This is a genomic window from Stenotrophomonas sp. Sm2128, from assembly GCF_030985535.1.
Lineage (GTDB): Bacteria > Pseudomonadota > Gammaproteobacteria > Xanthomonadales > Xanthomonadaceae > Stenotrophomonas > Stenotrophomonas maltophilia.
In genome coordinates this window covers 23,811-31,581 of the sequence record NZ_JAPTFQ010000057.1, presented here as the reverse complement: position 1 = coordinate 31,581, position 7,771 = coordinate 23,811, and the positions used below count along the sequence as shown (strand labels likewise).

General features: G+C 66.6%; 8 protein-coding genes and 1 pseudogene. 5 read left to right on the top strand and 4 right to left on the bottom strand.

The window, feature by feature from the left end; genetic code table 11:
• The first annotated feature begins 95 nt into the window (after positions 1 to 95).
• Positions 96 to 941, top strand: coding sequence for a SirB1 family protein (locus tag O0K41_RS15585; RefSeq protein ID WP_024957828.1), 846 nt, complete (start codon positions 96 to 98; stop codon positions 939 to 941).
• Positions 942 to 1,019: 78 nt separating this feature from the next.
• Here the strand turns inward: O0K41_RS15585 and O0K41_RS15580 are convergent, their stop codons facing one another.
• Positions 1,020 to 1,244 carry a rubredoxin gene (locus tag O0K41_RS15580; RefSeq protein ID WP_005410905.1) on the bottom strand — a complete coding sequence of 75 codons (225 nt, stop codon included), beginning with the start codon at positions 1,242 to 1,244 and terminating at the stop codon, positions 1,020 to 1,022.
• Positions 1,245 to 1,278: 34 nt separating this feature from the next.
• Here O0K41_RS15580 and thiE point away from each other — a divergent pair, with 34 nt between their 5' ends.
• Both thiE and hemL read left to right on the top strand, forming a co-directional pair.
• A complete protein-coding gene (gene thiE / locus O0K41_RS15575; RefSeq protein WP_049450501.1) occupies positions 1,279 to 1,905 on the top strand; it encodes a thiamine phosphate synthase in 627 nt (208 codons plus the stop codon).
• Between the two features lie 16 nt (positions 1,906 to 1,921).
• The gene (gene hemL / locus O0K41_RS15570; protein ID WP_049450502.1) at positions 1,922 to 3,211 is read left to right on the top strand and encodes a glutamate-1-semialdehyde 2,1-aminomutase; all 1,290 of its coding nucleotides are present in this window, start codon (positions 1,922 to 1,924) and stop codon (positions 3,209 to 3,211) included.
• Between the two features lie 73 nt (positions 3,212 to 3,284).
• Here the strand turns inward: hemL and azu are convergent, their stop codons facing one another.
• Positions 3,285 to 3,734 (bottom strand): azurin, encoded by a 450-nt coding sequence (gene azu / locus O0K41_RS15565; RefSeq protein WP_164222716.1) that lies wholly within the window; start codon positions 3,732 to 3,734, stop codon positions 3,285 to 3,287.
• A 122-nt stretch (positions 3,735 to 3,856) separates the two neighbouring features.
• Here azu and O0K41_RS15560 point away from each other — a divergent pair, with 122 nt between their 5' ends.
• Positions 3,857 to 4,459 (top strand): HAD-IA family hydrolase, encoded by a 603-nt coding sequence (locus tag O0K41_RS15560; protein ID WP_005410909.1) that lies wholly within the window; start codon positions 3,857 to 3,859, stop codon positions 4,457 to 4,459.
• A 53-nt stretch (positions 4,460 to 4,512) separates the two neighbouring features.
• On the opposite strand, the gene O0K41_RS15555 is transcribed toward O0K41_RS15560, so the two are convergent.
• Positions 4,513 to 5,739, bottom strand: coding sequence for an acetylornithine transaminase (locus O0K41_RS15555; protein WP_164222719.1), 1,227 nt, complete (start codon positions 5,737 to 5,739; stop codon positions 4,513 to 4,515).
• 63 nt (positions 5,740 to 5,802) lie between these two features.
• On the opposite strand from O0K41_RS15555, the gene O0K41_RS15550 reads away from it, so the two are divergent.
• Positions 5,803 to 6,675 (top strand): ion transporter, encoded by an 873-nt coding sequence (locus O0K41_RS15550; RefSeq protein WP_054172451.1) that lies wholly within the window; start codon positions 5,803 to 5,805, stop codon positions 6,673 to 6,675.
• Between the two features lie 55 nt (positions 6,676 to 6,730).
• On the opposite strand, the pseudogene O0K41_RS15545 reads toward O0K41_RS15550, so the two are convergent.
• Positions 6,731 to 7,723, bottom strand: a pseudogene (locus O0K41_RS15545) (YiiG family protein).
• Between the last annotated feature and the right edge of the window lie 48 nt (positions 7,724 to 7,771).

Sequence of the window (7,771 nt, the reverse complement as noted above, 5' to 3'; positions counted from 1 at the left end):
GGTCAGATCCCTTTCGCACGCGAAAGGGATCTGACCCCCGGATTTTTCACGCGGCACCGCTTGAAACCGCCTGCGAATGACGCCAGTCTGTGGTCATGCAGGACCGGATCACACTCCCCGACTGGGATGCACTGGCCGACCTCGAAGACGAGGCGCTGCCCTTGTTGCCGACCGCGCTGCTGATCGCGCGCGATGAATACCCCGATCTGCAGCCGTCCACCTACGACGCGCTGATCCAGAGCCATGTCGACCACCTCCGTTCGGAAGTGGAGAGCATCGACAACAGCCCACTGAAAATGGCGGCGATCAACCGCCACCTGTTCGACGAGCTGGGCTACAGCGGCGACCACGACGAGTATTACGACCCGCGCAACAGCTACCTCAACCAGGTGTTCGAGCGGCGCCTGGGCAATCCGATCTCGTTGGCGCTGGTGCAGATGGAAGTCGCGCGCCGGCTCGGCATACCGTTGGATGGCGTGTCCTTCCCCGGCCACTTCCTGGTGCGCTTGCCGGTGGACGACGGCGTGCTGGTGATGGACCCGTTCAACGGTGGCCGGCCACTGGACGTGGACGAACTGCGCGAACGCGCCAAGTCACACCTGGGCGGGCAGATGCCCGATGACCAGGTGCTGGCGCAGATCCTCGACCCGGCGCCGGCGCGCGCGATCCTGATGCGCATGCTGCGCAACCTGCATGGCGTCTACGCCGAAGCCGGTGAATGGGATCGTGCCGCACGCAGTGCCGACCGCCTGCTGAAACTGGCGCCCGAGCAGGACGACGCGCTGCGCGACCGCGGCCTGGCGTACCTGCAACTGGAGTATCTGGCCGGTGCCCGCCATGACCTGGGGCAGTACCTGAAGCGCAATCCCGAGGCCAGCGATGCGCAGTGGCTGCGCGAGAAGCTGATCGACCTCGGCGGGCCGATGCCGCGGCTGCATTGAGGGTGTCGGTGTGTGGACCAACGGTCCACACCCACCCCAACGGTCAGCACCCACAGGATGGGCCGGGTGGCCCGCCGGTCAATCGACCTCGACCATCTCGAAATCGGCCTTGGTCACCCCGCAGTCCGGGCAGGTCCAGGTCTCGGGAATGTCCTCCCAACGCGTCCCGGGCTCAATACCCTCCTCCGGCAAGCCTTCCGCTTCGCTGTACAGGAAGCCGCAGACCACGCACATCCAGGTTCGCAGGGTGGTGGGGCTGGCGTCGCTCATCGGATAATCGGGGCTGGATTCACGGGCGGCCATTGTCCCATTGCAGCCCACGCACCGGTAGCCATCGATGACTTCTGCTTCCCCGGCGCCCCGCGGCGTCTACCTGATCACCCCGGACGAGCCCGATACCGCGCGCCTGCTGGCCCGTACCGCGCCGCTGCTGGCCGCTGGTGCCACCTGGCTGCAGTACCGCAACAAGACCGCCAGCGATGCCCTTCGGCAGGAACAGGCGACGGCCCTGCAAGGCCTGTGCGCCGCCCACGGCGTGCCGCTGATCGTCAACGACGATCCGGTGCTGGCCAAGGCCGTGGGCGCCGCCGGCGTGCATCTGGGCGGCACCGACGGGGACATCCCCAGCGCGCGCGCGCTGCTCGGTGCCGAGGCCATCATCGGCGCCTCCTGCTACGACCAGCTGGCCAATGCCGAGAAGGCCGTGGCGGCCGGCGCCAGCTATGTGGCCTTCGGCGCCTTCTTCCCGACCACCACCAAGGTCACCAGCAGCCGCGCCCACACCGACCTGCTGCGGCAAAGCGCCGCACTCGGCGTGCCGCGGGTGGCGATCGGCGGCCTGACGCCGGACAATGTCGGTCCCATCATCGACGCCGGCGCCGATCTGGTGGCCGTGGTCAGCGGTATCTACGCCGCATCGGACCCGGTCGCGACCCAGCGCGCCTATCTCACCCAGTTCGCGTAATGCCCAGGAAAGCCCCATGAACCACGACCAGTCCCACGCCCTGTTCTCCCGTGCCCAGCAGCTGCTGCCGGGCGGCGTCAATTCGCCGGTACGTGCGTTCAAGTCGGTCGGCGGCGAGCCGTTCTTCGTTGAACGCGCCGATGGCGCCTACCTGTACGACGTCGATGGCAACCGCTACATCGACTACGTCGGTTCCTGGGGCCCGATGATCGTCGGCCACAACCACCCGGCCGTGCGCCAGGCGGTGAAGAAGGCGATCGACAATGGCCTGTCCTTCGGTGCGCCGTGCGCGGCCGAAGTCACCATGGCCGAGACCATCACCCGCCTGGTGCCATCGTGCGAGATGGTGCGCATGGTCAACTCCGGCACCGAGGCCACACTGTCGGCGATCCGCCTGGCGCGTGGCGCCACCGGCCGCAACCGCATCGTCAAGTTCGAAGGCTGCTACCACGGCCACGGCGACTCGTTCCTGGTCAAGGCCGGCAGCGGCATGCTGACCCTGGGCGTGCCGACCTCGCCGGGCGTCCCGGCCGGCCTGAGCGAACTGACCCTGACCCTGCCCTACAACGACTTCGAAGCGGCCACCGCCCTGTTCGAACAGCAGGGTGACGACATCGCCGGCCTGATCATCGAACCGGTGGTCGGCAACGCCAACTGCATCCCGCCGCGCGAGGGCTACCTGCAACACCTGCGTGCGCTGTGCACGAAGCATGGCGCGCTGCTGATCTTCGACGAAGTGATGACCGGCTTCCGCGTTGCCCTCGGCGGTGCGCAGGCGCATTACGGCATCACCCCGGACCTGACCACTTTCGGCAAGATCATCGGTGGTGGCATGCCGGTGGGTGCCTACGGTGGTCGCCGCGAGCTGATGCAGCAGATCGCACCGGCCGGCCCGATCTACCAGGCCGGCACGCTGAGCGGCAATCCGGTGGCGATGGCTGCCGGCCTGGCGATGCTGGAGCTGGTCCAGCAGCCGGGCTTCCATGCCGACCTGGCCGAGCGCACCGCACGCCTGTGTGCGGGTCTGGAAGCGGCCGCCGCCGACGCCGGTGTGGCCGTGACCACCACCTGCGTGGGTGCGATGTTCGGGCTGTTCTTCACCAGCGAGAAGGTGGAAACCTATGCGCAGGCCACCGCCTGTGACATTCCGGCGTTCAACCGCTTCTTCCACGCGATGCTGGAGCAGGGCGTGTTCCTGGCCCCGTCGGCGTACGAGGCCGGCTTCCTGTCCAGCGCCCACGACGATGCCGTGATCGAGGCGACGCTGGCCGCAGCACGCGTGGCGTTCAGGGCTGCCAAGGGCTGATCGCAAAAAAAGGGGACGGAGGGGATTAAGTCGTTTGTGCACAAACGACTTAATCCCCTCCGTCCCCTTTTTTTCAACCAAAGACGAACTTGCCCTTCATCATCGCGAAGTGGCCGGGGAACGAGCAGAAGAAGGTGTAGTCACCGCCCTTCTGCAGGCCCGGGGTGGAGAAGCGCACGCGCGTGGTCTCGCCACCGCCGATCACCTTGGTGTGCGCCAGCACGCGCTTGTCGGCCTTCGGCAGGTAGCTGTCGGCCAGGGTCATGCGCATGCCCGCCATCGCCACCGGCTGGTAATCGGCGGTACGGGTCAGCACCCAGTTGTGACCCATCGCGGTGACAGCCAGCTTGCCGGTGTGGCGCAGGGTCAGGTCCACGGCGGTGCAGTCGGCGGCGACCTTGATCTCGCGGCTGCTGAAGCTCATCTGGTCGGTGCTGTCGATGCTGACCGCACATATCCGCGCCATCGCCGACGGCGCCAGCATCAGCGCGCCCAGTCCCACTGCCACCCTCCAAGCCTTCATCGTTGCATCTCCTGCGGATTCAAGCGCCATTCTAGGCAGCCTCCTGTGGCCGCGTCTGCGACCGTCTGTCGCACGCGCACTCCAGGGTTTCCGCGCATCCACCGCGATGGCATGCTCGGCCGATGCGGATCGATCTGTTGCTGCTGGATGTGGACGGCGTGCTGGTGCAGTACCAGCGCGCGCAGCGCGTGCTGCACCTGGCACAGGCGCTGGATGTCGCGCCGGAAACCGTGCAGGCCGCGCTGTACGACAGCGGGCTGGAAGCGGCACATGACAATGGCACGCTGGATGGCCCGGCCTATCTGGCGCAGCTGAGCAAACAGCTGGGCCGCACCGTTGATGTACACACGTGGATCGCGGCGCGACAGGCCGCCAGCCATCCACAGCCGGCCGTGCTGCAGCGGCTGCAGGCCCTGCAGCTGCCGATGGCGGTGCTGACCAACAATGGCGCACTGATGCAGCAGGCCTTGCCGACTCTGCTACCGGAACTGTTCCCGGCCCTGCATGAGCGCGTGTTCTGCAGCGCGGAGTTCGGCCTGCGCAAACCGGCGCCCGCGGTGTTCCTGCGCACGCTGGAAGCACTGGACGTGGCACCTGCCCGCACGCTGTTCGTCGATGACCTGTTCGCCAACGTGCGCGGCGCACGCGCCGCCGGCCTGCACGCGGAAACCGTGCGCGATGGCCGTGGGCTGGGCAAGGTGTTGAAGCGTTACGCGGTGGGCTGATCGGGGTCAGAGCCCTCTGCGCAGGAGAGGGATCCGACCCCAGCATTATGGCGTCAGCGCGCGGCGATGAACGCGGCAATTGCCGCGCGCAGGCGCTTGAGGCCTTCAGCCACTTCTTCGTCGGTGATGTTCAGCGACGGCACGAAGCGCAGCACGTCCGGGCCGGCCTGCAGGGTCAGCAGCCCCTGCCCGGCGGCGTGGTCGAGGATCGCACCAGCCTGGCCGGCGAAGTCCTTGCTCAGCACCGCACCCAGCATCAGGCCGCGACCACGCACCTCGCTGAACACGCCGAACTCTTCGTTGATGCGCGCGAAGCCATCGCGCAGCGCCTTCGACTGGCGGCTGACGTTGGCGGCGATCTCCGACGAGGCCAGCTTGCGCAGCGCCACGCGGGCCACCGCAGCGGCCAGCGGGTTGCCACCGAAGGTGGTGCCGTGCGCGCCAAACTGCATGGTCTCGGCCACCTTCGGGCCGGCCAGCATCGCACCGATCGGGAAGCCGCCACCCAGCGCCTTGGCCAGGGTGACCATATCCGGCACCACGTCGTCCTGCCAGTGCGCGAACAGCGTACCGGTGCGGCCCATGCCGGCCTGGATCTCGTCCAGCACCAGCAATGCGTTGTGCTGGTCGCACAGTTCGCGCACGCGCTTGAGGAAGCCGGACTTGGCCGGCATCACGCCGCCCTCGCCCTGGATCGGCTCCAGCATCACCGCAGCCACGTCACCGGCGGCCATCGCGGTTTCCAGCTGCACTTCGTCGTTGAAATCGATGTAGCGGAAGCCACCCGGCAGCGGCTCGTAGCCTTCCTGGTACTTCGGCTGGGCAGTAGCGGTGACCGCGCCCATGGTGCGGCCGTGGAAGCTGCCGCGGAAGGTGATGATGACGCGCTTGTCGGCCGGGCGGCCCTGGCTGGAGGCCCACTTGCGGACCATCTTGATCGCCACTTCGTTGGCTTCAGCGCCGGAGTTGCACAGGAACACGCGCTCGGCGAAGCGGCTGGCCTTGACCAGTTCTTCGGCCAGGTGCAGCGGCGGCGCGCTGTAGAACACGTTGCTGGTGTGCCAGAGCTTGCCGGCCTGTTCGACCAGCGCGGCCACCAGGTCTGGATCGTTGTGGCCGAGGCCACACACGGCGATGCCGGCGGCCAGGTCGATGAACTCACGGCCCTGGCTGTCCCACACGCGGGCGCCCTGGCCTCGCTCCAGTACCACCTGGCGGGGCTTGTAGACCGGCAGGTAATAGTGCGAAAGGGAGATCAGCGGATCGGTAGCGGCGGTCATGGCAGTCGGCAGGGTTCAGGAATCCCCATTCTCGCGCCGGAACCCCTGCGGCACAATGCGCGCATGCGACCGTTTTCCGCCCCCCAGCTGAACCCCGCCACCGAGACCGGCTGGCGCCGTCGGTGGTTCGACATCATCTACCGCCACGACACCCGGCCCTCGCGCAATTTCGACCTGATCCTGGTGGTAGCGATCGTCGCCAGCATCCTGGTGGTGATGATCGACAGCGTGCAGCACCTGCATGCCGAATGGTCCACCGGCCTGTACATCCTGGAATGGGGCTTCACGATCATCTTCACCGCCGAGTACCTGTTGCGGCTGGCGGTGGTCAAGCGCCCGCTGCGGTATGCGGTGAGCATCTGGGGCATCATCGACCTGCTGTCGATCCTGCCCGCCTACCTGTCGATGTTCATCCCCGGCGCGCAGAGCCTGCTGGTGGTGCGCGCGCTACGCATCCTGCGGGTGTTCCGCATCCTGAAGCTGACCCGCTACATCGAGGAAAGCGGCGTCCTCATGACGTCGCTGTGGCGCAGCCGTCGCAAGGTGCTGGTGTTCCTGTTCACGGTGATCACCATCACCATCATCGCCGGTGCGCTGATGTACGTGATCGAAGGCCCCGAACACGGCTTCACCAATATCCCGGCCAGCATGTACTGGGCGGTGGTGACCATGGCCACGGTCGGCTTCGGTGACATCGTGCCGCAGACCGTGCTTGGCCGCTTCGTCACCTCGGTGCTGATCCTGATCGGCTACAGCATCATCGCCGTACCCACCGGCATCTACACCGCCGAGCTGGCCAGTACCATGCGTGAAGCCGAACAGGCCGCGCGCCGCGATGCGCGTGGCTGCCCGGACTGTGGGCTGGAAGGTCATGAACCGGATGCACTGCACTGCCGCAAGTGCGGTGGCAAGCTGCCGGATGCGTTCAACCATTGATGCGAGCGCCGGCGATGTACACCGGCGCACGCTGATCACGCCATGAGCGGGAGCACTACTGGCGGTTGCTCTGGAAAACGAGCGTGTTGTATTCCTGCATCAGCTTGCTGGCCGATCCACGCGGCGCCATCGACGGCGAATCAAGCATGCGTCGTTCGAAATCGGTGTAAGGCTCTTTCTCGCTGACGCGCTGCAGCCGCGCCTTGCCTTCCCGACGGAAGTTCTCGGCCTCACGCTCGAAGCTGTTCCAGTCCAGCTTGCCCGGCTCCTGATCAGCCACCTTCGCATGCGCTTCGTCGGAAATGCGGTTGAACGCATCCAGACGCTCGCGGGCCTTGGCCTGATCGAAATCATCCTCGCTCATCAGATCCATGATGGCCTTGGCTTCCAGCATCATCGCCAGGCGGTAGTACTCGCGCGTGCGACCCTCGGCCTGCTCCAGTGCCTTGAGCTGCTCGCGCTAGGCGGCGTCGTTCTGGCGCTCCAGCTCGGCATTGAACGTTTCGCTGGCAGCCACGAAATCCTTGAAGGCGGCCATCAAGGGCGCGTGCAGCTGCTTGCCCTTGGCGAACTGGTCGTCTTCGTAGTCCTGGCGATCGTAGTAGTCGTGCGCGTCCTTGCTGATCGGCACCAGCGCCTTCAGCGCCTGCTGGTAGTGGCCGGCAGCAGCATCGAGTTCAGCCAGCACTGGCTTGGCAGCGATCGCCTCGGTCACGGGGGCATCGCACTGCTTCATGTCGTAATCGCTGATCTCGAACGGACCGTACACCTGTGTCTCGCGACCGGTCGGGCCGGCGGCGACATCCTTGATCCAGCGCGTATAGGACTCGATGCTGCCGTGGGTCTTCGAATCAAGCGCGTTGAAGCAGCCGATGTAGGCGTTGAGCTTGGCGGTCAACTGCTGCTGCGGGTCGGACGGCGCCGCGCTGGCGTCCGGCGTGCCGGAGGCAGCGGCGCCGCCCGCAGCGGCGGGTGCCTTGCCACCGCAGGCGGCCAGGATCAACGACAGCGAAGCGGCCAGCGCCGCGACGGAAAGAGTGCGTGACATGTGTTCACATCCCTGTTGAAAACGATTACAGCTGCGCATTCTAGCGCA